At 45.8% G+C, this 25,313-nt stretch carries 26 protein-coding genes; 13 read left to right on the top strand and 13 right to left on the bottom strand.

Annotation, left to right across the window (positions count from 1 at the left end):
• Positions 1–29: 29 nt before the first annotated feature.
• The 4 genes from FXO21_RS13680 to aat all read right to left on the bottom strand — a co-directional run bounded on the left by FXO21_RS13680 (position 30) and on the right by aat (position 4,101).
• Positions 30–1,112: a M20 family metallo-hydrolase gene (locus FXO21_RS13680; protein ID WP_149640594.1), complete on the bottom strand. Its 1,083-nt coding sequence runs from the start codon at positions 1,110–1,112 to the stop codon at positions 30–32.
• Positions 1,106–2,356 carry a glutamate-5-semialdehyde dehydrogenase gene (locus FXO21_RS13675; protein WP_149640593.1) on the bottom strand — a complete coding sequence of 417 codons (1,251 nt, stop codon included), beginning with the start codon at positions 2,354–2,356 and terminating at the stop codon, positions 1,106–1,108. The genes FXO21_RS13680 and FXO21_RS13675 overlap by 7 nt, the downstream gene beginning before the upstream one ends.
• A complete protein-coding gene (gene proB, locus FXO21_RS13670) occupies positions 2,356–3,387 on the bottom strand; it encodes a glutamate 5-kinase (RefSeq protein WP_149643489.1) in 1,032 nt (343 codons plus the stop codon). Before proB ends, FXO21_RS13675 begins: the two co-directional genes overlap by 1 nt.
• Before the next feature lie 102 nt (positions 3,388–3,489).
• A complete protein-coding gene (aat, locus tag FXO21_RS13665; RefSeq protein WP_149640592.1) occupies positions 3,490–4,101 on the bottom strand; it encodes a leucyl/phenylalanyl-tRNA--protein transferase in 612 nt (203 codons plus the stop codon).
• A 328-nt stretch (positions 4,102–4,429) separates the two neighbouring features.
• On the opposite strand from aat, the gene FXO21_RS13660 reads away from it, so the two are divergent.
• The 10 genes from FXO21_RS13660 to hemH all read left to right on the top strand — a co-directional run bounded on the left by FXO21_RS13660 (position 4,430) and on the right by hemH (position 12,085).
• Entirely contained in the window at positions 4,430–5,155 is a 726-nt protein-coding gene (locus tag FXO21_RS13660; protein ID WP_149640591.1) for a GNAT family N-acetyltransferase, read from the top strand.
• A gap of 135 nt (positions 5,156–5,290) precedes the next feature.
• The gene (locus FXO21_RS13655; protein ID WP_149640590.1) at positions 5,291–6,490 is read left to right on the top strand and encodes an argininosuccinate synthase; all 1,200 of its coding nucleotides are present in this window, start codon (positions 5,291–5,293) and stop codon (positions 6,488–6,490) included.
• A gap of 6 nt (positions 6,491–6,496) precedes the next feature.
• Complete coding sequence (locus FXO21_RS13650) at positions 6,497–6,730, top strand: hypothetical protein (protein WP_149640589.1); 234 nt, start codon at positions 6,497–6,499, stop codon at positions 6,728–6,730.
• A complete protein-coding gene (vapC, locus tag FXO21_RS13645; RefSeq protein WP_149640588.1) occupies positions 6,727–7,134 on the top strand; it encodes a type II toxin-antitoxin system tRNA(fMet)-specific endonuclease VapC in 408 nt (135 codons plus the stop codon). Before FXO21_RS13650 ends, vapC begins: the two co-directional genes overlap by 4 nt.
• Entirely contained in the window at positions 7,127–8,110 is a 984-nt protein-coding gene (gene argC, locus FXO21_RS13640) for an N-acetyl-gamma-glutamyl-phosphate reductase (protein ID WP_149640587.1), read from the top strand. Before vapC ends, argC begins: the two co-directional genes overlap by 8 nt.
• Positions 8,111–8,161: 51 nt before the next feature.
• Positions 8,162–8,389 carry a hypothetical protein gene (locus FXO21_RS13635; protein ID WP_149640586.1) on the top strand — a complete coding sequence of 76 codons (228 nt, stop codon included), beginning with the start codon at positions 8,162–8,164 and terminating at the stop codon, positions 8,387–8,389.
• Positions 8,383–8,757, top strand: a complete 375-nt coding sequence (locus tag FXO21_RS13630; protein WP_225865676.1) for a type II toxin-antitoxin system VapC family toxin — start codon at positions 8,383–8,385, stop codon at positions 8,755–8,757. The genes FXO21_RS13635 and FXO21_RS13630 overlap by 7 nt, the downstream gene beginning before the upstream one ends.
• A 12-nt stretch (positions 8,758–8,769) precedes the next feature.
• Positions 8,770–9,906 (top strand): aspartate aminotransferase family protein, encoded by a 1,137-nt coding sequence (locus FXO21_RS13625; RefSeq protein WP_149640584.1) that lies wholly within the window; start codon positions 8,770–8,772, stop codon positions 9,904–9,906.
• A 54-nt stretch (positions 9,907–9,960) separates the two neighbouring features.
• Positions 9,961–10,908 carry an N-acetylornithine carbamoyltransferase gene (locus FXO21_RS13620; RefSeq protein ID WP_149640583.1) on the top strand — a complete coding sequence of 316 codons (948 nt, stop codon included), beginning with the start codon at positions 9,961–9,963 and terminating at the stop codon, positions 10,906–10,908.
• 85 nt (positions 10,909–10,993) lie between these two features.
• Positions 10,994–12,085, top strand: a complete 1,092-nt coding sequence (gene hemH, locus FXO21_RS13615) for a ferrochelatase (protein WP_149640582.1) — start codon at positions 10,994–10,996, stop codon at positions 12,083–12,085.
• On the opposite strand, the gene FXO21_RS13610 is transcribed toward hemH, so the two are convergent.
• From FXO21_RS13610 to FXO21_RS13600, 3 genes are all read right to left on the bottom strand, one after another.
• The gene (locus tag FXO21_RS13610) at positions 12,075–13,223 is read right to left on the bottom strand and encodes a cysteine desulfurase family protein (RefSeq protein ID WP_149640581.1); all 1,149 of its coding nucleotides are present in this window, start codon (positions 13,221–13,223) and stop codon (positions 12,075–12,077) included. The two genes, hemH and FXO21_RS13610, sit on opposite strands and share 11 nt — an antisense overlap.
• Positions 13,224–13,251: 28 nt before the next feature.
• The gene (glmM, locus tag FXO21_RS13605) at positions 13,252–14,655 is read right to left on the bottom strand and encodes a phosphoglucosamine mutase (RefSeq protein WP_149640580.1); all 1,404 of its coding nucleotides are present in this window, start codon (positions 14,653–14,655) and stop codon (positions 13,252–13,254) included.
• 217 nt (positions 14,656–14,872) lie between these two features.
• Positions 14,873–15,889: an alpha-E domain-containing protein gene (locus FXO21_RS13600; RefSeq protein WP_149640579.1), complete on the bottom strand. Its 1,017-nt coding sequence runs from the start codon at positions 15,887–15,889 to the stop codon at positions 14,873–14,875.
• 220 nt (positions 15,890–16,109) lie between these two features.
• Between FXO21_RS13600 and FXO21_RS13595 the strand changes: the two genes are divergently transcribed.
• Positions 16,110–17,666, top strand: a complete 1,557-nt coding sequence (locus tag FXO21_RS13595) for a helicase HerA-like domain-containing protein (RefSeq protein ID WP_149640578.1) — start codon at positions 16,110–16,112, stop codon at positions 17,664–17,666.
• On the opposite strand, the gene FXO21_RS13590 is transcribed toward FXO21_RS13595, so the two are convergent.
• From FXO21_RS13590 to FXO21_RS13575, 4 genes are all read right to left on the bottom strand, one after another.
• On the bottom strand, positions 17,663–18,223 hold the full coding sequence (locus FXO21_RS13590) for an acyl-CoA thioesterase (protein ID WP_149640577.1): 561 nt from the start codon (positions 18,221–18,223) through the stop codon (positions 17,663–17,665). The genes FXO21_RS13595 and FXO21_RS13590 overlap by 4 nt on opposite strands.
• An 8-nt stretch (positions 18,224–18,231) precedes the next feature.
• A complete protein-coding gene (locus FXO21_RS13585; RefSeq protein ID WP_149640576.1) occupies positions 18,232–19,317 on the bottom strand; it encodes a Gfo/Idh/MocA family protein in 1,086 nt (361 codons plus the stop codon).
• 11 nt (positions 19,318–19,328) lie between these two features.
• Positions 19,329–20,681, bottom strand: coding sequence for a neutral/alkaline non-lysosomal ceramidase N-terminal domain-containing protein (locus FXO21_RS13580; protein ID WP_149640575.1), 1,353 nt, complete (start codon positions 20,679–20,681; stop codon positions 19,329–19,331).
• Between the two features lie 124 nt (positions 20,682–20,805).
• Positions 20,806–21,339: a YceI family protein gene (locus FXO21_RS13575; RefSeq protein ID WP_149640574.1), complete on the bottom strand. Its 534-nt coding sequence runs from the start codon at positions 21,337–21,339 to the stop codon at positions 20,806–20,808.
• A gap of 177 nt (positions 21,340–21,516) precedes the next feature.
• Between FXO21_RS13575 and FXO21_RS13570 the strand changes: the two genes are divergently transcribed.
• A complete protein-coding gene (locus tag FXO21_RS13570) occupies positions 21,517–22,308 on the top strand; it encodes a transglutaminase domain-containing protein (RefSeq protein WP_149640573.1) in 792 nt (263 codons plus the stop codon).
• Positions 22,309–22,391: 83 nt separating this feature from the next.
• Here FXO21_RS13570 and kbl read toward each other — a convergent pair whose 3' ends face one another.
• Together kbl and FXO21_RS13560 are read right to left on the bottom strand one after the other, a co-directional pair.
• The gene (gene kbl, locus FXO21_RS13565; RefSeq protein ID WP_149640572.1) at positions 22,392–23,579 is read right to left on the bottom strand and encodes a glycine C-acetyltransferase; all 1,188 of its coding nucleotides are present in this window, start codon (positions 23,577–23,579) and stop codon (positions 22,392–22,394) included.
• A 150-nt stretch (positions 23,580–23,729) separates the two neighbouring features.
• A complete protein-coding gene (locus FXO21_RS13560) occupies positions 23,730–24,683 on the bottom strand; it encodes an NAD-dependent epimerase/dehydratase family protein (protein ID WP_149640571.1) in 954 nt (317 codons plus the stop codon).
• Positions 24,684–24,850: 167 nt separating this feature from the next.
• Here FXO21_RS13560 and FXO21_RS13555 point away from each other — a divergent pair, with 167 nt between their 5' ends.
• On the top strand, positions 24,851–25,312 hold the full coding sequence (locus tag FXO21_RS13555; RefSeq protein WP_149640570.1) for an Lrp/AsnC family transcriptional regulator: 462 nt from the start codon (positions 24,851–24,853) through the stop codon (positions 25,310–25,312).
• The last annotated feature ends 1 nt before the right edge of the window (position 25,313 follow it).

Raw genomic sequence — 25,313 nt, 5'->3', positions numbered from 1 at the left:
GCATATATTTTGCCGGCAATAATAGCGAATTATTGGGTCACCACACCTTCCAGCATTTTAATATACTGAGCGATACCCTCACCAATTTCATTTAAATAAATAAACTCATCCGCACTGTGTGACCTGCCGGAATGTCCTGGACCCATTTTCAGCGAAGGACAATCAAGTAACGCCTGATCAGAAGTCGTGGGCGAACCATACGTTTTTCTTCCCAGTTTCAAACCTTCCTGAACAATAGGATGATCCACAGGAATACTCGACGGACGTAGTCTGATCGATCTTGGAACCACCTCTGACTGCATGTTCTGCTGAATCTCAGCGATAATTTCTTCCAATGTATATTGATCCGTCACCCGCACATCGACCGTAAAAACGCAGGTATCAGGAACTACATTATGCTGCGTGCCTGCATTGATGATCGTCACTGACATCTTGATCGGTCCCAATGAAGGTGACACTTTCGGAAACTGGTAGCCCGTGATCCACTGAATATCTTTAAGTGCTTTGTAAATTGCATTGTCGCCCTCCTCACGCGCAGCGTGCCCCGATTTCCCTTTTGCAGTACAGTCCAATACCAATAAGCCCTTTTCTGCAACCGCCAGATGCATTTCGGTGGGCTCTCCTACAATCGCAAATTCGATGTTAGGCAGCAATGGTGCGACGATTTCCAAGCCCTCTTTACCAGAAATCTCTTCTTCGGCAGTAGTTGCGATAATGATATTGTATTTTAAATCTTTCCGCTCATAGAAGTAGCAGAAAGTGGCGATCAGCGAAACCAGACAGCCGCCTGCATCATTGCTTCCCAACCCGAAAAGCTTCCCGTCTTTTTCAATTGCCTTAAAGGGATCCAACGTCCATGATTTGTTCGGTTTGACAGTATCATGGTGTGAATTAAGTAAAATAGTTGGCTTAGTGATGTCAAAATGAAGGTTTGTAGCCCAGATGTTATTTTTTAAACGTTCGAACGGAATGCCCTTTTCGTTAAAAAAATCTTCCAGCAACTGCGCGGTCCCATCTTCCTCCTTACTAAACGAAGGTGTCTCAATCAATCTTCTCAGCAATACAATTGCCTCTTCTACCAGCCTTTCTGTTTGTCCCAATTTAATTACCATCTTACCTGTCCATCACCTTTAACAATCCATTTTTCTGTCACCAGCTTTTCCAGCGCAAATGGCCCACGTGCGTGCAACTTTTGTGTAGATATACCAATTTCAGCTCCTAATGCAAATACGCCTCCGTCAGTAAAGCGGGTGGATGCATTTGCGTAAACTGCTGCCGCGTCAACTTCTTTCAAAAATCGGTCGATTAAACTTTCGTTCTTGGAAATAATAGCTTCGGAGTGCCGGGACGAATGTTCGCGAATATGTTCAAGCGCTTCATCCAGCCCATCTACAACTTTTACGGAACACTTATAATCAAGAAATTCCCTTCCAAAATCCTCCTCAGTTGCATGCTGCAAAAATGGATATCCGATTTCAGAAAAGATTGAAAATGAAAGGTCGTCAGCGAAAACCTCCACATTCCATTTCACGAAGTCTTCTTTAAGCTTAGGTAAAAATGCTTTTGCAATTTTCTCATCTACTAAAATGGTATCCAAAGAGTTGCAAACAGATGGCCTGGACACTTTTGCGTTGACAACGATACCAGCCGCTTTTTCCAGGTCACCGGTTTGCTCCACATAAGTATGACAAACGCCTGCGCCGGTTTCAATCGTAGGTACCAGTGAATTTTCCCTCACGAATTTGATCAGACTTTCAGATCCGCGGGGAATGATAATGTCCACAAAGCGGGTAGCAGTCAGCAGCTCGCTGACAAACTTTCTGTCCGTTGGAAGCAGCATGACAGCCGCAGCCGGTATATCAAACTTCGCCAGACTGTCGTGGATCAGACTTACCAGATATAAATTGGAATAGTGGGCTTCCTTGCCGCCTTTTAACACGCAAGCATTCCCCGAACGCAGACATAATGCCGCTACATCGAGCGTTACATTGGGTCGCGATTCATATATTACCCCCACTACGCCCAACGGTACCGCTACCTTTTGCAAAGACAACCCCTGTTCGATCGTCCGCTCCAGTAGTATTTCACCTCCGGGATCCGGAAGTGCCGCTACCTCGCGAAGGCTCTGCGCAAGCGCCTGAATACGTTTTTCGTTCAGCAGGAGCCGGTCTTTTTTAGGATCGGCATCGTCCATCGCTTCGAGATCTTTCTGGTTTTCTGCGATAATTCCGGCAGCGTTTCGCAATACATTTGCGGCCAGATCTTCAAGCATCGCAGATTTCGAAGCGTCTCCCAGATTGCGGATTTGCGCCGAAGCTTTCTGAGTTTCCTGTAATAAAGGTAAAATAGAGTCCATTAGAGCAATACTATATCGTTGGCATGTGCCACTTCAAAATTCACTGTTTTTAAGTTTTGACGAATTGCCGTCGAGGTTTCCCGGGCCCGTGCTACTGCGATCATTTCTTCAGTCGGCGAATAGATTTCGATGATTTCACCGGATTCAAATTCACCTGTAACTTCGGCCACACCCACGGCCAGCAGGCTTTTTCGTTTGGCAAGTGCTTTACAAGCGCCTTCGTCAATTTGCAACCTGCCTGATACAAGTCCGCCACTGCCCAGCCACCTGTTACGCGCAGAAAGCGTGCTTTTACCCGGTGTTATGACCGTACCAGCGGCTCCCTCCAATGCTTTCAGCAATTCATTTTCGGTATTCATCCCAAAAATAACCACCCTGATCGCCATTCGCGCTGCTAATTTGGCAAACGTGAGTTTGGAAGCCATTCCGCCTAGTCCGAGGAATGATTTATCTGTTTTAACAAACTTAAAAACCTCGTTCACATTGGATACGTTCCTCAGTATCTGCCCCGCTTCGTCCAGCAAGCCGCCTACCGACGTACAAAACATAAGCGATTCAGCACCGAAGCCCACTGCCAGTAATGTAGCCAGTTCGTCATTGTCGGAGAATTTGAGCTCACGGTCGCTGACGACGTCATTTTCGTTGACAATAGGAATAATGTTGTTTTCCCAAAGCTCTTCAAAAGTTTCTTTAAGCTGTAAAAATTTATCCCTGTTGGCGAAATGCTGTCTTTCGCACAGACTTTGGGCAATAAAAATATGATTAGGCGCAAAATAGCTCGCATATAAACCAACCAGCAGCGGGTTACCGACCGAAGCAGCGGCCTTCCGTTGGGTCATTGTGCCCTTGTAATTGTGAATATAAGCTTTCCCCGCTCCTACTGCCCCGGAGGAAACGATGATAATGCGGTATTTGGGATGAATTTCAGAAACCTGACGTGCTATTTCAGAGATTTTTCCGGTATCCGGTTCTCCCGAAGCAAGCGTAATCGACGCAGTTCCGAATTTGATGACAAGAATGGGTTTCGACACTTCTGATTTCAAAAAAAGCACTCACTATTAAAAGGAAATGCCTGGTAGTGGATTTTGAGCTAAAATTAAATCATTTCCAATGAAATGGCACATTTACTTTACTTATACGATATCGGGAAGCGGGCTTCCGTTAAAACTGGCCTTCACTTTCAAAGCCTTGTGCAACAGGTCGAGGTACTCTTCCCGAGGGATTTCAATTGCCCCGTAGCGTAATACATTATCATTAATAAACTGTGTATCCAGCAATGCAAAGCCGTTTAATTTCAATATCTGAACCAGGTAATGGAATGCTACTTTGGACGCATTGCTTTCGATGGTGAACATCGATTCTCCGAAAAACACCCCATTAATCGATACGCCATAAAGTCCGCCGACCAGCCGATTGTCGCGGTACGACTCGACACTATGTGCGTAACCAAACCGGTGAAGGGCTGTATAACTCGAAATGATATCGTCTGAAATCCAGGTACTATTCTCCTTCGAGCGTGGCCCGGAGCAGCCTCTCATTACGCCTTCAAAATCCGTATCAACGCGTATTTCGAAATGATTTCTGTTCAAAACCGGCCTCAGCGATTTGGAGGGCTTGTAAGTATCAATAGGAATAATTGCCCTGGGATTAGGAGAATACCAGTAAATTGTCCCATCCGACTCCGCCATAGGAAATATTCCATTGATATAACCGTTAAGAATATCATCCGGATTCAAAGCTGACATAAGATAGGTTCAGGAGTGTTTAAGTAAAAGTTTAATCAAAACCGAACCATAAAAATATATCTTCTGTTTCTTTGGAGTGATAATTTTTTTTTCAAAATTTGCACCTTCTTAGACTCTCTTGACAGTCAAATGAATAGCATCGGCACATATACTGTTCTTCATACTACGCCTTTTCGATTCAGGTCCCCCCGGACCGCATAATTATCTTTTACCTACGTGGTAAAACTTTATACCCCCGATTTTCTTTCTTTTAGTTCTAAACGTCCCATCGTTTTTCATCTGGGTATAGTAATTATTGTTTCGAAATTTTTTGTCAGAATCGCCATCAATGAAAAATACCGAAGTAGTGGGCAGTAAGTTTATCGTTCAGACTGCCAATGAAAATCACCTCAGTTTCGCCGAAGTAATTTGTGCTGAAATGGAGGAAAGCGCTAAAAAGCGCGGTACCGGTATAGCCAAACGTTCTCCAGTGTACATCATGGAAAAAATGGTGGAAGGTAAGGCGATCATCGCTACTACCGATACGGGTGAGTGGGTTGGTTTTTGTTATATAGAGACCTGGGAGCACGGGAAGTTCGTTGCTAACTCCGGATTGATCGTACATCCCGATTTTCGTAACAGCGGAATGGCGAAAGCGATCAAGCAGAAAGCATTTGAATTATCGCGTAAAAAATATCCTGATGCGAAAATCATAGGCATTACTACCAGTTTGCCGGTAATGAAAATCAACTCTGACCTGGGATACGAACCGGTGACTTTTAGCGAACTGCCAGCCGATGATGCATTCTGGAAAGGATGTGCGAGCTGCGTTAATTATGATGTGCTGACCCGGACCGGCAGAAAGCATTGCCTCTGTACAGGAATGATGTATGACCCCACAGAAAAAGAGCCGGCTGCTGCCAAAAGCGGCGTTGTGGTAGAAGAAAAGCATTCCTGGGACTTTTTGAAAGAATCGAGCCTCTACGAGCGCTGGATGCGCATTAAGCAGCGCATTTTGTTGCGAAGGGAGGAACGTGCCAGAAAGAAAAACGCCGGGGCTGTGCTCGTACATTAGAGAAGCACATTCATTTACAGATTTTAATATCTTTTAAATACCTCGCCCGGCAGCTCTGACAAGCCCGATGCGAGGTATTTTTTTGTTTACTTTGTACCTCCATTTAAGAATCCAGTCAGAACCATACCAATCATAATGTCACAACCGAAAGTAGTATTAGCGTTTAGCGGAGGATTAGATACCTCCTTTTGTGTAAAATATTTAGCCGAGGACAAGGGTTACGAAGTCCATTCAGTTTTGGTGGATACTGGCGGCTTTTCGGACGAAGAACTCAAAACCATTGAGGCAAATGCCTATTCACTGGGCGTTAAAAAGCATGCAACGATTTCGAAAACCAGTGATTATTATAACGATTGCATTAAGTACCTCATTTTCGGGAATATCCTTAAAAACAACACTTATCCGCTTTCTGTAAGTGCAGAGCGCGTTTTTCAGGCCGTCGCAGTAGCTGAATATGCCAAGGAAATAGGGGCCCATGCGATTGCGCACGGAAGTACCGGTGCGGGAAATGACCAGGTGCGTTTTGATATGGCATTCCGGATCATTATTCCCGAAGCTGAGATCATTACTCCGATCAGGGATCTCAAACTTTCACGCGAAGCTGAAATTGAATATCTGACCAATAAAGGCGTTGGTCGCGAGTGGGCGAAAGCTGCGTACAGCATTAACAAAGGACTTTGGGGCACGTCAGTAGGCGGCAAAGAAACGCTGACCTCAGAACAGTACCTGCCTGAATCTGCCTGGCCAACCCAGATTACCAAAACTGAACCTGAGCGAATTACGCTTGAATTCGTTGAAGGTGAACTGAAAAGTGTAGCAGGAGAAACTTTTGAAGATTCCGTTCACGCAATTCAAAAACTGACGGCTATTGCACAGCCTTTTGGAATCGGTCGCGATATTCACGTGGGCGATACCATTATTGGCATCAAAGGTCGTGTAGGTTTTGAAGCCGCCGCGCCGCTGATCATTATCAAAGCGCATCATACTTTGGAAAAACACGTTTTGAGCGAGCAGCAGCTTTACTGGAAAGAGCAACTTTCCAACTGGTACGGAAGCCTGCTGCATAAAGGTCAGTTTGTGGAGCCGGTAATGCGCAATATCGAAACATTCCTGACGGACACACAGTCTCACGTAACTGGGAAGGTTCACGTTTTCCTGGCACCCTACCGCTTTCATATTGAGGGAATTGAGTCACCATTTGACCTGATGTCCTCGAAATTCGGAAGCTATGGCGAAATGAACAATGCCTGGACCGGCGACGATGTACGTGGCTTCTCAAAAGTAGCGTCGAATCAGGTAATGATTTATCAGAAAGTGACGGAATCGAACCAATAACTGAATATGACCAAGATAGAACTTCAAAGCCAAATCCAAAGGAAAGTCCAGGAACTACCTGCTGACGTTCTTCAGGAGCTTTATGAATATATGGAGTCTATTTTGGAGAAACGAAAACAGCAGGCTGATGTTGAAACCGGGCTAGTGAAATGGTGGAATGACATTGCTGATTTTTCTGACGATTATTTAACTCAACGTATCCAGCCACCTCTCGATAAATCTGAAAATTTATTCGAATGAAATATCTGTTGGATACCAATATTGTAGCCTACATTATAAAGAAACGGCCGATTGAAGTACTGCATAAGTTGCAAACATTGGAATTAAAGGAGATCGCGATTTCTTCTATTGTTGTCGCGGAGCTTTGGTATGGTGTTGAAAAAAGTCAGTTGAAGGAAAGGAACAAAGCAGCTCTGGAAGCTTTCCTCAAACCGTTTACAATTATCGACTTCGACTCTGCCGCAGCAGCAGCGTATGCTTCTATCAGGGCTGATTTGGAAGGTAAGGGGAAGGTGATCGGAGCAAATGACCTGCTGATCTCAGCACATGCATTAAGTCATGGATTAATTTTGGTCACCAACAATGTCAAGGAATTTGAAAGAGTTGGTAGACTTCAGATTGAAAACTGGATTATAAATGAGTAATATCAATATAGGAATAATAGGCGCGGCTGGTTACACTGGTGGAGAGCTGATTAGAATTTTAATCAACCACCCTCATGTAAATATTGCCTTCGCGCACAGCAAAAGTCAGGCGGGGAAGCCGGTTTATGCTACACACACCGATTTGCTGGGAGATACCGACCTGGTTTTTTCAGGAGATGATATTCAGGAATTGCTGAATAAAGAGGAGTTAAATGCTATATTTCTCTGCTCGGGACATGGGGAATCGAAGAAGTTTTTAGAGGCACATTCGCTGCCTGAAACTGTGAAAGTGATCGACCTGAGTACCGATTTCAGACCAGAAACGGATGGATTTGTATATGGTCTGCCGGAATTGCAACGCGATAAAATTAAGGTTGCAACGAAAATCGCAAATCCGGGCTGCTTTGCCACCAGTATCCAACTGGCGATTTTGCCGCTGGCTGATGCAGGATTGATCAAAGATGCAGTTCACGTAAGTGCAGTAACCGGAAGTACGGGAGCGGGTCAGGCCCTGAGTGCGACCACCCATTTTACATGGAGAAATAACAATATGTCTATCTATAAAGCCTTTACGCACCAGCATTTGACTGAGATTAAAATGAGTATCAGCAAGTTGCAGGCAGGTTTTTCGGAAGCTGTAAATTTCGTGCCTTACCGCGGGGATTTTACAAGAGGTATTATGGCCAATGTTTATACAGCATTTGCAGGCTCTCTGGAAGAAGCAAAAGTAATTTACAAAAGCTTCTACGCATCGCACCCGTTTACCCACGTCAGCGACTCCCCGATCGATCTGAAACAGGTTGTAAATACGAATAAGTGCCTGGTACACCTGGAAGTGCATGATGGTCAGCTGCTGGTCTCCAGCATCATAGACAACCTTACCAAAGGCGCATCAGGACAAGCAGTGCAAAATATGAATATCGCATTCAACTTGCCTGAAGACGCCGGGTTACGGTTGAAAGCACCGGCGTTTTAGGCTATTATGTTATTTTTGTAGTTTTTGCAGCAGACTGTAATTACAATATCTATGGAAGATTTACTTCAGACATTTGATCAGTTGAGCGAACCGCATCGCAGACAATTACTTGCCTATGCCGATACACTTCTGATTCAGCAGAAAGTAAGAAAATCTGATGGAAATCTCGCAGCTTGGAAGGAGAAGATCAAAGGCGTATCCACATGGAGCGAACAGGATATTGCAGCGATGGAAGCCAATTCAAAAGACATTAATACCTGGAAGGTTCCGGAATGGTAATTGACACAGGAATATTTATAGAATACCTGCGAAAAGCAGACAAGTCCCGGACTGTATTAGCTTCGCTACCAAATGAAGCCTCACTTTTTGTATCTGCTGTGACTGTTTACGAGCTCATGATCGGTGCGACAAGTGAAGAGAAAAAGAATGACGTCAGGTTGCTTTTAGATGGAATTCCAGTTTTGCCATTCACAGAGAAAGTAGCTGTTAATGCAGCTGAGATCTATCATCAACTGCGAAGGCGAAACCAAATGATAGAATTTCGCGATATTTTCATTGCCGCTTCGGCGATCACATTTCACTTACCAGTCAAAACATTGAATCTGGAACACTTCCAAAGGGTTGAAAACCTGACTGTTGTCTCTTAAAATAGAAATAAAATGTCACATTTATTTGATGTTTATCCCCTCTACGATATTGAGCCTGTGAAGGCACAGGGAAGTTATTTGTGGGATTCAAATGGCACTGAGTACCTTGACCTTTACGGCGGTCACGCGGTGATTTCGGTCGGCCACTGCCATCCCAAGTATGTTGAAAAACTGACTAACCAGCTGAATGCGATCAGCTTTTACTCCAATTCCGTAAGGATCTCCCTGCAGGAAGAATTGGCTGTGAAGCTCGGTGAAATGTCTGGCTACCCTGATTACAAACTTTTCCTTTGCAACTCGGGTGCCGAAGCGAATGAAAATGCATTGAAACTGGCTTCGTTTCACAACGGCCGCAAAAAGGTAATTTCGTTTACCAAATCATTCCACGGCCGCACAGCCGGCGCGGTTGCTGCTACCGATAATCCTTCCATCGTCGCGCCCGTCAATTACAAGGAGCACGTTACTTTCCTTCCCTTCAATGATGGAAATGCTGCGGAAGAAGGGATTACCGACGAAGTTTGCGCGGTGATCGTAGAAGGTATTCAGGGCGTAGCCGGCATCCACGTTTGCACAGACGAATTTTTGCAAACACTAAGACGTAAATGCGACGAAACGGGCGCGGTTTTAATACTGGATAGCGTGCAATGCGGTTACGGCAGGACCGGCAAATTCTTCTCGCACCAGTTCAGCGGCATTGAGCCTGATATTATGTCCATGGCCAAAGGAATGGGCAATGGTTTCCCGATCGGCGGTATTTTGATTTCTCCCAAGTTCAAAGCCAGCTACGGACTTTTGGGTACTACTTTCGGGGGTAACCACTTGGCTTGCGCGGCAGGTGTGGCGGTGTTGGATATTATGAAAGAAGAAAACCTGATCGAAAATGCAGCTGAGATTGGCGGCTATCTTTTTAAAGGAATAGAAAAAATAGGCGGTTATAAGGAGCTGAGAGGTCGCGGGCTGATGATTGGTATTGAGTTTGATTTTCCTGTAAAAGACCTGCGTAACAAACTGCTTTTCGAACATAAAATGTTTACCGGCGTGGCTGGTGCGAATACAATCCGTTTGTTGCCTTCGCTCGCATTGCGCAAAGAAGAAGCAGACCTGTTCCTCGAAGCTTTGAAGAAAGAGGTTGCAGTCGCAAGCATTTAATATTAACCTTAATCGGCCCGGCCGAGATACAATACTCTCTGAATACTAAACTGAATGAACCACTTTCTTTCCATTAACGACGTCACTGATCTCAATCAGCTTATCAGCAGCGGAATTGCCGCCAAACGGAATCCATTTGCCGACATTGATTTGGGGAAAAACAAAACGATCGGCCTGCTTTTCTTTAATTCAAGTTTAAGGACACGGATAAGTACCCAGAAAGCAGCCCAAAACCTGGGCCTGAATGTGATCACCATGAATGTGGGGCAAGACGGCTGGGGGCTGGAAATGGAAGAGGGTGTGATCATGAATGGAGACAAAGCCGAACACGTAAAAGAGGCGGCTGCGGTGATCGGCAGCTATTGCGATATCATCGGTATCCGCTCATTCGCAGGTTTGCAGGACAGAGAAAAGGATTATGCTGAGATTGTTTTCAGACAATTCCAAAAATATGCCGAAGTACCGATCGTAAATCTGGAATCGGCGACGCGGCATCCTTTGCAATCACTCGCAGATTGTATTACGATTGAAGAATTTAAAATAAAGCAGCGCCCAAAAGTGGTATTGACCTGGCTGCCCCATTTTAAGGCATTACCGCAAGCCGTGGCCAACTCTTTCTGCGAATGGATGAACCCAATGGATGTGGAGCTGGTCATCACCCACCCGGAAGGCTACGACCTGGCACCGGAATTCGTAGGAAAAGGCCAGGTGATTTACGATCAAAACAAGGCATTGGAAGGAGCTGATTTTGTATATGGTAAAAACTGGTCGTCATACCAAAGCTACGGACAGGTACTTACTGATGATCCGTCGTGGATGATCAACGAGGCAAAAATGGCACTGACCGACAATGGAAAATTCATGCATTGCCTTCCGCTGCGCCGGAATATGAAGGTAGCGGACGAAGTGCTCGACGGACCAAGATCCATCGTAATTGAGCAGGCCGCCAATCGCGAATGGTCGGCACAGGCTGCTTTGAAGGAGATTTTGCTCGGAATGTGATCATAATCATACTTGCAAATTCGAACTTTTAAAACTCCGGAAACATTTATTCAATAGTACTACCGGATTTGACTCAATACCAATAATGAATACTGATATCCTGGCACAGCCAACTGCTTCAACGTCTGCAAAATCAATTAAAAAAACAGGTGTTCTCATTGTAAACCTCGGAACGCCGGATAGCCCATCGGTGCCGGATGTTCGCAAATACCTGCGCCAGTTTTTGATGGACGAAAGGGTGATCGATATTCCTTATTTAAACAGATGGTTTCTGATCAACCTGATCATCGCTCCTTTCAGGGCGCCGAAATCAGCCAAAGTATACAAGCAACTCTGGCGGCCCGAGGGGTCTCCGCTTAAAATTTATGGATTTTCAGTAAAAGAAAAATTGCAGAAAGCCCTGGGCGACGACTATGTGGTGGAGCTCGCCATGCGTTACCAGAGCCCAAGCATTGAGGGCGCATTAAATGGCCTTCGCAAACATTGCTTTTCCGAGATCATTGTTGTACCATTCTTCCCCCAGTACGCCTCTGCTTCAACGGGTTCTGTTTATAAAGAAGTTATGCGGGTAGTACAGGATTGGGAAGTATTGCCTGAAATCCGTTTTGTTAACCGTTTTTTGGATCACCCTAAATTTATTCAGGGATTTGCTGACTTAGGAAAAAAACACATGGCTGCGCATGAATATGATCACTTTGTATTCAGCTACCATGGGCTGCCTGAGCGGCAGATTACAAAAGGAGATGTTACCGGAAGTTTCTGCCAGTTTGGAGAATGCTGCAACCAGCTTGATCACCGTAACCAGCATTGTTACCGCGCTCAGAGTTACGAGACCACAAGATTGCTGGTAAAAGCGTTAGGGATACCAGAAGGAAAATACACGACCTGCTTCCAGTCACGCCTGGGCAAAACGCCATGGATCAAACCTTACACAGACGAAGTGATTCCTGAGCTGACCAAAAAGGGAGTGAAGAATGTGCTTGCATTTTCTCCGTCTTTCGTGGCCGATTGTTTGGAAACAACCATCGAAGTCGGTGAAGAGTATAAGGAGCTGTTTGAGAAAGAAGGTGGCCAGCACTGGCAGCTTGTAGAAAGTCTCAATGACAGCGATATCTGGATTGAGACTTTGGAAGACCTGATCACCGGCCAGCCAAAACCGGCAGAACTTAAAGCGTAACGGTTTCTTTTTTATAGAGATCTGCGAGGGTATTAACCGCATAGTCGATCTCGGCTACGGTATTGTATTTGCCAAAAGAGAAACGGACATTCGCCCGCTCGGGATCGATTTGAAGCTCATTCAATACGTGCGAACCAATTTCAGTCCCGCTTGAACAGGCGCTGCCTCCCGAAACCGCAATCCCGGCAATATCCAGATTGAACAACAGCATATCGCTAATGTCCGAAGGTGGCAAACTTACGCTCAGTACCGTATATAAACTATTCCCAAGGTTCGCGGAATTTCCATTAAAAGTTACCCCTTCAATTTTACTTTTGAGGCTTTCGATCATTCTTGATTTCAGACCTTCAATGTGCGTTCTATGCGCATTCATATCCCGGTAAGCAATTTCCAGCGCCTTGGCCAAACCTACGATACCGTAGATATTTTCAGTTCCGCCCCGCATATTACGCTCCTGCGCGCCGCCGTGAACGAAAGGCGCGATTTTGATTCCCGGACGAACGTAAAGGAACCCCACTCCTTTCGGGCCATTGAATTTATGTGCCGCGCCTACGATAAAATTGGTTTTCAGTTTTTGCAGATCATGGGAAAAATGACCCATCGTTTGAACGGTATCACTGTGAAAAACAGCGTCATACTGCTCACAAATATCCCCTGCAACTTCCAGATCAAGCAAGTTTCCGATCTCGTTATTGCCGTGCATTAAAGAAACCAGTGAGCGGCTGTTCGTAGCCAGAAGATTTTCCAGGTGCGCGAGATCTACTTCACCCTTTTCGTTCAGGTTTACATAACTCAGCTTGATGACACCGGTTTTTTGAAGGTGTTCCAATGTATGCAAAACCGCATGGTGCTCGATGCGCGAAGTGATCGCATGTTTAAGGCCCAGCGTTTCAATGCTGCCCCTGATCGCCGTATTATCTGCTTCTGTACCACCCGAAGTAAAAAAGATTTCCGCAGGTGCGGCATTCAGGATACCCGCTATACTTTTCCTTGCGCGCTCTATGGCCGAACGTACGGATCGTCCATAAGCATGAATGGAAGAAGGGTTACCAAATTGCTCGGTCATCATCGGAAGCATTACTTCCAAAACTTCCGGATCAAGTTGGGTAGTAGCGGCGTTGTCCAGATATGCTTTCATGTTCTTACTTGTTGTTACTATTTCTGAATCAGTTTTTAGGCTCAGAAATAATCTCCTTGATATCCGAAATAATCTTATTAGCCAGATTCATTGCAGTGGTCTGCGTTTCAGACTCGGAGTAAATTCTGATAATTGGTTCGGTGTTGGATTTTCTTAAATGAACCCATTCTTTATCGAATTCGATCCTTACACCGTCCGTTGTATTGAGTGGCTGTTTTGAATATCTGCTCTGAATGCGGCTCAAAATGTTGTCCACATCGATATCAGCAGTCAGCTCTATTTTATTTTTTGAAATATAATAGTTAGGATAAGACCTGCGCATGACGGAAGCAGTTTTTCCAAACTTTGCCAAATGCGTCAAAAATAGCGCAATACCAACTAATGCATCACGACCATAGTGACTTTCAGGATAGATAACCCCTCCGTTTCCCTCCCCGCCGATGACCGCATTATTGGCTTTCATCATATTGACGACATTCACTTCTCCAACGGCAGAAGCAAAATAAGAGCCTCCTGCTTTAACAGTCACATCACGCAATGCGGCTGTGGAAGAAAGGTTGGAAACTGTATTGCCAGGTGTGTTTTTAAGAACAAAATCCGCAACTGCTACCAGTGTATATTCTTCACCGAAAGGTGTTCCGTCCTCACACATCAGCGCCAGCCGGTCCACATCAGGATCAACTACGATACCCAGGTTATAAGAACCATTGTCCAGCTCTTTGCTGATCTCCCTGAGATGTTCCGGTAACGGTTCGGGATTGTGGGCAAAATTCCCTGTCGGTTCGCAATTAAGCTTCCTGATATTTTTTGACGATACACCAAGTGCCTCTAAAAGCATAGGAACAACAGTACCGCCGGTAGAATTGACCGCATCTACGACAATCTTGAAATTTGCATTTGCGATCGCTTCCCTGTCCACCAGCGGAAGGGCAAGTACCTGGTCAATATGCTTTTGAAGATAAGAATCGTCCGTACTGTAACTGCCCAGCTTTTTGACATCAACAAAAATGAAATCTTCCTCTTTTGCGATCCGGAGCACTTCTTCCCCATCTGTCTCGGAAATGAATTCACCGAGATGGTTGAGCAGTTTTAATGCATTCCATTGGATAGGATTGTGGCTGGCTGTGAGGATGATCCCGCCCGCCGCGTCTTCCGCAGTCACCGCTATTTCGACGGTTGGTGTCGTAGACAAGCCGAGATCCACTACATTCAGGCCTACACCCTGTAATGTCCCGGCAACGAGCCGGCTGACCATTTCACCGGAAAGCCTTGCATCTCTGCCTATGATAACTTTGGAATTCTGCGGATTTGCGCGCCTCAACCATGTTCCATATGCAGCTGCAAACTTTACTACATCAATCGGAGTCAGTGCTTCCCCGGACTTGCCACCTACAATACCTCTGATTCCGGAGATAGATTTAATTAACGTCACGTGTTGGTATATCTCTTTGTTTGCTGCAAAAATACGAAATTTCCCTCTCCGCCCTTAGCTTTTTCTACAACTAATAACGCCATCTATCTTTCGGTCTGCTAAAAGGGACTTTCCGGTTAGAATATGACTCCCCAGCTGTTATTTTTGAAATCCTCGTATTTTTCTGAATACCAGACACATTACTTTTGAAGAAGGTATGTAGTTGCGCAATCTGAGGTTAGTTCATCCATTGTGTCCGAAACTGGCCGGAAGTTTGTCCCATCGACTGGCTTTGCGATTGCCCGGTTTCCAATCCGAAATACATATCGAAAATTGCATTGTCGACCACGTTGTTTTTGGTTTGGAATGTATCGAGGTAATCATGCAGGCCCGTCTTGAAGATTTCCTCCACGTCGGTAAATTCCAGCTCACTGCGGATTTTACTCAATGCCCTTTCCGCCGGATTATTGTGGCCCCGCTCCGGGATCGACCCGCCGATCGCGTAAAGCGAAAGTTCGGCCTGACGGACGCAATAGGCGATCGACCGTGGAAAAAGCTTATCCAGGATCAGAAACGCCACTATATTCATTGAGGTAAGTGCCCGGTGCGTTTGCCGGTACATATTATAGGCGCTCACAGATTTCAAAACTGCTGTCCAGAGCATCAGATCCAATGTAGATCCGGAAGTCCCAGAATCCTGCTGCAGCGTAAAATATTTAACATCCAGAAACCTCGAACATTTGTCGCCACGCTCGATATGACGTCCCAGCCTGCCGAAATGCCATGCCTCATTTCTGGTTATAGAAGTATCCACGACACCATGAAAAAGCTGGCAGCTTTTGCGGATATCCGAGAAATAGGATTGCATATGGTCCATATTCCGGAAATTATCAGGTGAAGTGGCACGAATCGATAAGTAAAAAGTATTGATACTTTCCCACATTTCCTTCGAGATCGCCTCCCGGATCGTCCGCGCATTCTCCCGCGCTTCATAAAGACAGCTGATAATGGAATTGGGATTGCGCTTGTCAAAGGTCATGAAATGGATCACATCCTCCTTGGTGGGCTTGTCGTAGTACTTATAAAAGAGGTAGTGATCCGCCGTGGCGACCAGCAGCGGCTCCCATTGCTCGTCCACATCAGGCGGCAAATCCAGGGCCAGATTAAAGTTAACTCCTACGAAGCGGGCATAATTTTCAACCCGTTCCATATAACGGTTCATCCAGTAAATCGAATTCGCAACTCGGCTAAGCATAAACGGCAATTATAGTCTCTAAAATAAATATTCAGAATAATTATTAAGCAGTTCCACCAAAATACCTAATAATATTTTGCAAATACAAAACTATGCGAAAAGTAATACTATATCTCAAAAGAGTATTATTTACTAATAAATAGACTTTCTGACTTGGATTATTGACGAAACATTTAAATTTTGTAAAATATCATTTCATAACCTAAAACCAGAGATTCCAGTGTCAAAAAAAGAACAGTTTGTTGCCGCGATCCAGAAATCTTACCAAACAGACAAGCCCGTTATCCACCTGGGATCTGCAATTCTGGATGGTGAAATAATAGGCGAAGCAAAGGTTAGTCTTCCCCTCCGGATGATGAACCGGCACGGGCTCGTTGCCGGAGCGACAGGATCGGGTAAGACGCGCACCCTGCAGGTTTTCGCCGAGCAACTTTCAGCTGCAGGTGTGCCAGTGTTTATGTCAGATATTAAGGGAGACCTGTCAGGAATTGCGCAGCCTGGCAAGACAAATGCGGCATTGGAGGAGCGGTCGCAGGTCCTCGGGAATGTATTTACGCCGAAAGGTTACCCGGTTGAGTTATATTCCCTTAGTGGGCAGAAAGGAGCTCAGATGCGGGCTACCATTCTGGAATTCGGCCCTATTCTTTTGTCCAAAATATTTGAGCTGAATGATACGCAGTCGGGCGTTTTGGCAATCCTTTTTAAATATGCAGACGACAAGGATTTACCGATGGTAGATCTGAATGACTTAAAAAAGGTCCTCAATTATTTATCGGAAGGCCCAGGTGCGGCGGAAATTAAGGGTGACTACGGCAGTATTTCCAGCTCTACCGCTGGTACCATTTTACGTAAGATCGTTGCGCTCGAACAACAGGGTGTAGGAAGTATTTTCGGTGAAAGATCGTTCGATATCAACGATTTGATAGACCGCGTGGACGGGCAAGGCATTATCAGCCTGCTGAATATTTCTGACGTTCAGGACAAGCCTGCATTGTTTTCCACATTCATGCTGAGCCTCCTGGCCGAGCTGTATCAAAAACTTCCCGAAGCGGGCGATCTTGATAAACCTAAATTAGTATTCTTCCTCGACGAAGCACATTTATTGTTCAAGGATGCTCCAAAAGCATTTCTCGATCAGATTGAGCAGGTCATCAGGTTGATACGTTCCAAAGGAGTCGGCGTTTTTTTCTGTACCCAAATGGCACAGGATGTTCCGGTTTCGGTACTTTCTCAGCTTGGAAACCGCGTGCAGCACGTATTGCGTGCATTCACGCCGCAGGATGCGGATGGTTTGAAACAAACTGTAAAAACCTACCCAAAATCAGATTTTTACCAGATCGACCAGATACTCACAACGTTGGGAATAGGCCAGGCGCTTATTACAGTGCTCAACGAAAAGGGAATCCCGACGGAAGTAGCCGCAACGCATTTGCTGCCTCCTACTTCCATTATGGGCCCGATGGTGCAGGCAGAATACGACCAGCACGTGCAGCAGTCGAGCTTGTATCAGAAGTATAAAGATCCGGTCGATCCGGAAAGTGCCTATGAAATGCTGACCAGGCGAATGGAAGAGCATGCAAAGGTGGAAGCCCAGGCGAAAGAGGAAGTTCAGGAGGTTAAAAAAGAGAAAGAAGAAAAGGGCATGATTTCTGAGGCGCTCAACTCACCTTTGGCAAAACAAATAGGAAGAGAAGTTGTGCGGGGCGTTTTCGGGATGCTTTTTGGGAAAACCACCCGGTCCAGGACCAAGAAATCGGGCGGGCTTTTCGGGTTTTAATCAGAGTCGTGCTTCCACCCCACAACACATCGATGCCCGGTTAGCTGGTCCAGATTATGCTGCACATCTAACCGGGTTATTGCATTATCAAATGCGTCTTTATATCTCTCCCGGAGTTCCCGCCTTTTGATCGCTTCAAGGAAACGCCGTGCATCTTCTTCGTTTTCAAGAAGCAATTCCGGAACTACCGTCGGTTTATCGTCATCACCTTTCGCAACCATCGTAACATACGAAGTATTGGTATGCCGCTCGGTACGGTTACGCACATTTTCAGCGATTACACGGATCCCGATCACCAGCGAAGTCCTTCCGACATAGTTCACCGACGCATGCAACGACACCAGGTCGCCTACTTCGACCGGCTGCAGAAAATCGACACCGTCGACAGAAACAGTTACGCAATAGGCGCCTGCGTGCCTCGAAGCACAGGTATAAGCCACTTTGTCAATCAGCGAAAGCAATATTCCACCGTGTATTTTTCCGCCAAAATTAGCGTAGGCAGGTATCATTAATTCGGTTAGTGTACTCTGTGAATACCGTACTGAGCGTGGCTCCATGTTTTCGTCTATTTTTTCAAGAAAATTGTCTTGCCCGTTTTCGCCGATTCCTTCGCGGTTTCGAGGATTTCGACCACTGTCAAATTCACCGGCAAACCGTACATATCGTATTGTTCCAATTTTAATTTACCCGTCACCACATCCGCTAATACTGAAAAAGGATCAGTAAACGGAGCTGGGCGCGGGTCAAGCCTGATCGTTTCCTCCGGCGCTTTCTCCTGCAACCTCTGACGCACAACTGTTGGGTTTACGGCGACCGCGTAACCTTTGTTTCCGAAAACCTCCATATCCTTCCGCGCAAAGGACCAGTTCCAGGAACCCTGGATTACGCACTGTGCTTCGGGATATTGCAAAATAATAGTAGCCTCATCGTCCACCTGCTTGTAAATTTCCGGCTTATTCTGATGTGTGACCGCCGTAATTGAAAGGGGGCGTTCGCCTTTCAAAAGCCAGGTCATTAAATTGGCACCGTAACAACCGAAATCAACCAGCGCGCCGGCCCCATTTTTAGCGGGATCAGTGAGTATTTCCAGAAACTCCTTGCTTACCCCGATTTCCTTTGGTCCCTGGTGACCGTCATTGACCATTACTTTGCGGATCTCGCCTAGTTTTCCCTGCTCCACCAGGTCTTTCACATATTGATTGCTCGCATACCAGGAAGTTTCGAAGTTGGTCAATACCTGTATCCCGTTCTGACCAGCCAGCTTCTGGATCTCCTTTGCATCCGCAAAAGTCGTGGCCAGCGGCTTTTCAACCATCACGTGGATTTTTCGAGGCGCACACGCGCGTACCACCATAATATGCTCACTAATCGCACCAAATGCAGAAACGGCCTGCGGTTTGGTCTCATCCAGCATTTTGTTGAGGTCGGAATAGAATAGCTTTTTATCCAGCTTGTATTTCGAAGCAAACTGATTGACCAGCTCGGGGTTGGTTTCGTAAATACCAACCAGCTGAATATCCTTTTTATCGGATCTGTTAAATATCCAGCCGACGTGCCCATGCGTCAATCCTGCAACTGCAACCTTCACGGGAGCCTGCGCGATTGCCTGAATACTCATTATTCCAAAAATCAGTAATACAAATGCTTTCATGTTTGAGCAGTTTAGGACATTTTATCAATAATATCTTTGATCACTTCCTGGAAATACGCGCCGTTGTAAGGTCCATACCAATTCATTGTTTTGGTTTCGTACAAATCCCGGTCAAAGTACTTGTCATGAGTAATGTAACCGATATAACCCCCATTAAAGCTGGTTACCATCAGGTTTAATCCCTTCGTTTTTGCGTAGGCATCGAGGCCCGCCACCAGCTCACCTGAAAAGTCGCAGGGCATTCCTACCATTAAAATATTCCCGATCCGTAATGCTTTTACAAAAATCGGATATTCACCGAATGCCTTTTTGAAGGCCCATGAGCGCAGTACCAGGTTCATTGTCAGTCTGGGGCTTGGCTCACGCAGCGGCAGAGGTAATGTAAGCGACCGGATTACCGGCTGTTTGGAAGGTTCTGTTAAAGTAGCCGGTGAAAGAATCGCATTCTGTACGCCAAATGCCTGATTTTTTATTTCATCAAAATCGTCAGTACCTTTTTCAATCGGCCCCATACTGCCCACTGCACCCGCCATGTACATCGCGAAATTGTAGCGCCCATTTTCCAGAGAATCCACCAGTGCGCCAGGATAGTCTCTTGAAAGCACAATGTTTCTTGAACCCAAAACCGTAGAATGTGCCCCGAAGGAGCTTAGAATAGCCTTTTCGCCTTTTTTAGTTACAAAAGCGGCCGATCGTATTTCCGGGTCGACCTCCCCTTCCTCTCCTACCAGCCGGTTTCGAATATCGAGCGTATCAACTGACTCCAGATAGGTCAGCTCAACGGGCTGCAGCTTGTTCTTCGCTTCCACTATGGCTGTGTAAAATGCGTCAGCCAGGCGATCGACCATCTTAGGATCATATTTGCCCGAAAAAAATAAGGAAGAAACGCCCGTACCCCAGCCGCCGACACTATTATGTGTGTGGGTAGCCCCAAAAAACACCTGATCAAAAGGTACTTCTTTTTCAGTAAGACGAGATTGCAGCACTTTGACTATGGTAGGCGGAATAATAAGCAGGTCGGCCGAAACAATGGCCGCCAGCGAAGCCCCGTTATCCACCACCATTGCTCTCACATAAACAGAGTCATGAATTTCCGTGTACAATTTGCCTTTTCTGTTACCATATCCCGCAGTCGGGGTCGGTGAAGAGGGAGTAATATTTACTTTCGCCCAACCTGCCCTCAGCTGACCGGCTGAATCGGGTGGCGCTGTCTTGACCTGACTGATTATCTTCTTCCATTCCGCATAATAGGGCATTTCCCTGTAAGGCGTTTTGTCCATCGTGGTGACGAGCGCCGCGAGAATCAATACCAAAAGCAGAACGATCGAACCAATGATCCGCAGCAGAATTCTAAGAAATCTCATGAAGCGTACTTTGAAGATTAAGTCGGTCAAATATAAAAGGAAAACAACCCCTTCATATCCTCATATATGAAAAAACCCGCCGGACAGTTTAGCCGACGGGTTTTCATAGCTATTAAATTCCAGTCTAAGACTGCTTCACAAGCTGGATATTGGCGATGAGCTTCACATCTTCTCCGACGACCAGGCCGCCGGAATCTGTGAGCTGCATATAATTCAGCCCGAATTCCTGCCGGCTCAGCCTTCCTTCTACTTCAAAACCAACTCTTAACTTACCTTCCGCGTCCCGCTCGGAGCCTCCGTATTCGGCGTCGAGCTCGATGGGTTTCGTAATACCTTTTAAGGTCAGTAAGCCCGACAATTTGTAGTTGTCACCTTTTACCTTATGAAAATAATTAGATTGAAAAGTGATGTGCGGAAATTGCTCTGCATCGAAAAAATCGGCCGACCTCAAATGCTTGTCGCGGGCTTCAATATTCGTATCGATACTGCTCACATCCAGCGAAAAGTGAATTTCAGCATCCTCAAAATTACTCATATCCGAGGTTGCGCCTCCTTCAAAATTATTGAACGAACCTGTGATCGTTGAAATGACCAGGTGTTTGATTTTAAACTGAACCTCAGAATGTACAGGGTCTACGATCCATTTGGTAACTGCCATAGATAAAAAATTTAAATGCTACATATTCCTATGAATGCTAAAATAGTATTCCAGTCTGAAAACGCGTATTAATATGTTTTAATTCAGAACGTATAGCGGTTTATTGACAAGATAAATGGCACGTAATTTTTAAGTGGCACCCTATCACTATATTTACTAAACATAAATCGATTCCACATGAAAATGCAGGGAAGAAGCATATTTACGTACGACGTGTATGCTCCCACTACAGTAACCACCATGTTACGCCCCCGTCGCCAGGAAGGCCAATCTATTATCCAGGAGGGCTTCAATATCGAGCCACAGGTGCCATTTTCAGAATATATCGATATTTATGGAAATCCTTGCCAACGCACAATTTTGCCGGTAGGCAGGGTAACGATTACGACCGAAGTACAGGCGCAGGTGAACGCAACCAAGCCGATCCCAAGTCCGCCGCCGGCTTATGTGCTTGTCGGAGATCTGCCGGATGAAGTGATGCATTACATTTTACCAAGCCGCTACTGCCAGTCGGACCTCCATGAGATCAATATGCTGGCCATGGAAATAGCGGGAAACCTGGTTCCCGGTTACGAACAGGTTGAGGCGATCAGGACGTGGATACACAAAAATATTACGTATCAATATGGTGTTACCGACGCCAGCACAACCGCACTGGATCTGGCTAGAAACCGCATAGGCGTTTGCCGCGATTTCACCCACCTTGCCATTGCATTGTGCCGGAACCTTTGTATCCCGGCCCGCATGACAGTCGGCTATCTGGACAGGCTTAAAGTGATGGACTTACACGCCTGGTTCGACGTCTATATCGGTGGAGACTGGTATACTTTCGACGCGGTACAGGAGAAAACCGAAGGCTACCGCATTGAAATAGGCCACGGCAGGGACGCCGCCGACGTAGCGATGGTGACACAATACGGAAATGCCACTTTACAATCCCTGCACGTGGAAGCGTCGTTGTTGGGATAAAGGGAGGATGGAGGAAGGGAGGAAGGGGGGAAGGGACTTTTTACTTTCGCCTTTCCTCCATCCTCCCTTCTTCCTTCCTCCCTTCAAATGACTCCCAGCTCTTTCCCTACTTTCGTGAATGCCGCCACCGCTTTTTCCAGGTGTTCCTGTTCGTGGCCGGCTGAAATTTGTACACGGATCCTTGCTTTTCCCTGTGGTACTACGGGGTAGAAGAAACCTATTACGTAAATGCCTTCGTCGAGTAATTTAGCCGCGAATTCCTGTGCGAGTTTTGCGTCGTAAAGCATGATCGGTACGATCGGGTGCTCGCCTGGCAGAATATTAAAGCCGGCTTCCGTCATTTCTTTTCTGAAAAAAGCGGTGTTTTTTTCCAGCTTATCACGAAGCTCCGTCGACGAGGATAGCAGATCTAATACCTTGATTGAAGCGCCGACAATTGAGGGTGCCAGTGTATTTGAGAACAGATAAGGTCTCGACCGCTGGCGCAATATTTCAACGATCTCCTTTTTAGCGGCTGTAAAACCGCCCGAGGCTCCACCCAGCGCTTTTCCGTAAGTGCCTGTAATGATGTCGATTCGCCCCATAACGTTCCTGAACTCGTGCGAGCCGCGGCCGGTTTTCCCCATGAACCCGCTCGCGTGGCATTCATCGATCATGACCATTGCCTGATATTGTTCGGCGAGGTCGCAAATTTTATCGAGCTGCGCAATTGTTCCGTCCATCGAAAATACGCCGTCGGTCACAATCAGGATCCGGCGGCTTCCAGCTGCATCATTGAGCTGGGTTTCCAGATCCGCTATATCATTGTGTTTGTAGCGAAAGCGTTTTGCCTTGCATAACCTGATCCCGTCAATGAGGGAAGCGTGGTTGAGTTCGTCGGAAATAATTGCATCCTGCTCGTTTAGCAGCGGCTCGAACAAACCTCCGTTCGCATCGAAAGCGGCTGCGTACAAAATACAGTCCTCTGTGCCCAAGAATTCCGCCGTCTTCCGTTCAAGTTCCTTGTGAATATCCTGCGTGCCGCAAATAAAACGCACCGAGGACATTCCGAATCCATGCGTGTTGATCGCCTCGATACCTGCTTTGATCACTTCCGGGTGAGAGGAAAGTCCGAGGTAATTGTTTGCACAAAAGTTAAGGACATCCTTGCCGTCGGTCGTGGCAATACTGGCCGACTGTGGCGTGGTAATAATTCTTTCCTTCTTATATAAACCCGCTTCTTTGATCGCGTCGAGTTCTTTTTGCAGTTCTTGCTGAATGTTTCCGTACATGATTTATGAATGATTGACCGGGCCGCCGGTGCGATGACTGAATGACTGAATAATTGAATGACCGAATGACTCAATGACTCGATGACAATTACAATGACTCAATTAGAAACCTGAGTTTGATACTTGACTACTTTTTTTCCGGTGTAACTATTACCCTTTTACTGTCTGGTATTTCTTTGTCAATTCTTTGATCATTTCCTGCGTCATTTTTTCGAGATTATAGGTTGGTCGCCAGCCCCAGTCTTTTCTGGCTTGCGTGTCGTCTATTTCCTGTGGCCAGGATGCTGCTATTTGCTGGCGAAAGTCCGGTTTGTAAGTAATATCAAAATCAGGGATGATCTCTTTGATACTGGTGGCGATTTCTTCCGGAGAAAAACTGATTCCCGCCAGGTTATAGCTTGTCCTGACTGTAATTTTTTCTTTTGGCGCTTCCATCAACCGTACCGTCGCGTCCATCGCGTCGGTAATATAGATCATCGGAAGCGTGGTATCTGATTTTAAAAAACATTCAAAAGACTCTCCCTTCACTGCTTTATGATAAATATCGACCGCATAATCGGTAGTTCCGCCGCCGGGCATGGATTGGTATCCTATGATACCAGGGTACCGTAACGAACGGATATCAAGCCCGTACCTTTTAAAGTAATAGTTTGACCAGTTTTCTCCTGCCGCCTTGCTAATTCCGTAAACGGTCGATGGATCAAGATAAGACCACTGTTCTGCTTTGGTGTCAACCTGTTCGCCAAAAACGGCGATCGAACTAGGATAGAATATTTTTTCAACCTGGTTTTCGCGGGCTATTTCCAGCACATTGAAATAGGTTTGCATATTAATGTCCCAAGTTTTCAGTGGCTCCTGCTCACCTTTTGCCGATAGAATAGCCGCCAGGTGATAAATCTGGGTTATCTTAAATTTCTTAACAATTGCCGAAAGTGCTTGTGCATTTGTTGCATCAAGCTGCTCAAAAATACCAGATTCAATTTCCGGTTTCCGAATGTCGGAAGCAATCACATGGCCCACGCCATAAATTTCCCGCAGATATTCAACCAGTACAGATCCGATCTGGCCATTTGCCCCGATTACAAGGATATTTTCAGACTTCATAAGCATAAACTTTAAAGCATAAATCACTTGCAATTTGTCATTTATGGAAATTATTTTCAATAAATGGCGCATTAGACAGTAAATATTCCCGGACAATACGATATTTATCTAAAATATTACTTTACCGAACCCATTAACCGGCGCTACGCAGCAAATATTATTGCACCATGGAACAGTTGGACAAAATTGATACCAAAATACTCCGCATCCTGCAAAAAGATGCAAAAAAAACAACGAAGGAAATCGCTGCGATGCTCAATCTGACGATCTCGCCGGTTTATGAAAGGATCAGGAGATTGGAAAGCCTGGGGTTCATTAAACAGTACGTCGCGATACTGGACAAAAAGCTGATTAACCGACAGGTAACCACAATTTGCCAGGTATCAATGCGGTACCACAACGAGGCATTTATCGAGAAGTTCGAGCAGGAGATCCAGAACCTGGACGAGGTGCAGGAATGCTATCACATGGCCGGGCAGGTGGACTTTTTATTAAAAATCAACGTCGCCAGCCTGGATGAATACCACGATTTTGTCAAATACAAGCTTTCTAAAATAGACAATATCGGTGTGCTAAACTCAACCTTTGTTCTGAAAGAGATCAAGCACACCTCTGAATTTTATATTTGAA

It is taken from the genome of Dyadobacter sp. UC 10 (genome assembly GCF_008369915.1).
GTDB lineage: Bacteria > Bacteroidota > Bacteroidia > Cytophagales > Spirosomataceae > Dyadobacter.
Note: the sequence above shows the minus strand (reverse complement) of the source record. Positions and strands in the feature narration are given on the sequence as shown.